Consider the following 1,018-nt stretch of genomic DNA (forward strand, 5'->3'; position numbering starts at 1 on the left):
GGCCGACCTCGCCGGGCCGGCCGGCGGCCTGGGCGCCGAACGCGGGGTGGGCCGGGTCGGTGGCGGTCACCGTGCGGGCCAGCGTGGCGAGGGTCGCGCCGGCCTCGTCGAGGCGGGCGGCCAGCGCGCGCAACGTCTCCATGTCAGGCTCCCGCCAGCGGCCGGTAGGCCGCGAAGGTCTCGTTGTGCAGCTTCTCCCGGGCCCACTGCGCCGCGTCGGCGGCGGCGGTGACCGCGGCCTGCACCGATCCGGCGACGTCCCGGGGGCTGCGCTGGTGCAGAGCGCCGAGGAAGCGCACGTCGGTGATCCGCCCGCCGGCGGTCACCACCACCTCGACGAGGCCGTCCGGCGAGCGGACGGTGACCTCGACCGTCGACACCGCCTGGTCGAACTCGGCCTGGAGGGTCTCGATGCGCCGGTAGCGCCGGACCGCCTCCTCGATCCAGGCCTCGTCGATCTCCCCCCGCGGCATCGGCGGACTCCTCCCGGCTGATCCCGTCACTGAGCGTGCCGCCATCGTCACCTCGCGGCCACACCGGACCGTACCGCAGTCAACAAAGCCTGTCGATGCCCTGTGGACAACGTGGAAGACTGGCCGTCAGCCCCTCCACAGGGCGAGCATCATGGCCTCCACCGCGATCCGCGGCTTGACGTTCGCCTCGATCGCCGCCCGGCACTCCAGCACGGCCTCCAGCCGGCGCAGCGCCCCCTCGGCAGCCCACTTCTGCGCGCCGGCCCCGGCCAGCGCCGCGGTGTCGGTGTGCACCGGCGCGACCGGCGCCCGCAGCGCCATGGTCAGCGCGTCCCGGTAGAAGCCGGCCAGGTCGACCAGGGCCCGGTCGAGGGCGTCCCGCTGGGCCCGGGTGGCCCGCGACTTCTGCCGCTTCTCCAGGTCCTTGAGCTGCCCGGCGGAACCCCGCATGGCCCCGGCCGCGCCCCGGCCGGTGCCGCCCGCGCCGAGCGCGGTCTGCAGCGCGGCCCGCTCCGCCTCGTCGACCTCGGCGACCGACGCGGCGG

Annotated in this window: 1 protein-coding gene and 1 pseudogene; both read right to left on the reverse strand. The window is 76.3% G+C overall.

Going from position 1 to position 1,018, the window contains the following annotated elements; genetic code table 11:
- Positions 1-143: 143 nt before the first annotated feature.
- Complete coding sequence (locus B0E53_RS36745) at positions 144-473, reverse strand: YbaB/EbfC family nucleoid-associated protein (RefSeq protein ID WP_107079944.1); 330 nt, start codon at positions 471-473, stop codon at positions 144-146.
- A 126-nt stretch (positions 474-599) separates the two neighbouring features.
- A pseudogene (locus B0E53_RS36750) lies at positions 600-1,018 on the reverse strand (DNA polymerase III subunit delta'); the annotation flags it as partial.

The sequence above is a fragment of the Micromonospora sp. MH33 genome (assembly GCF_003013775.1).
Taxonomy (GTDB): Bacteria; Actinomycetota; Actinomycetes; order Mycobacteriales; family Micromonosporaceae; genus Micromonospora; species Micromonospora fulviviridis.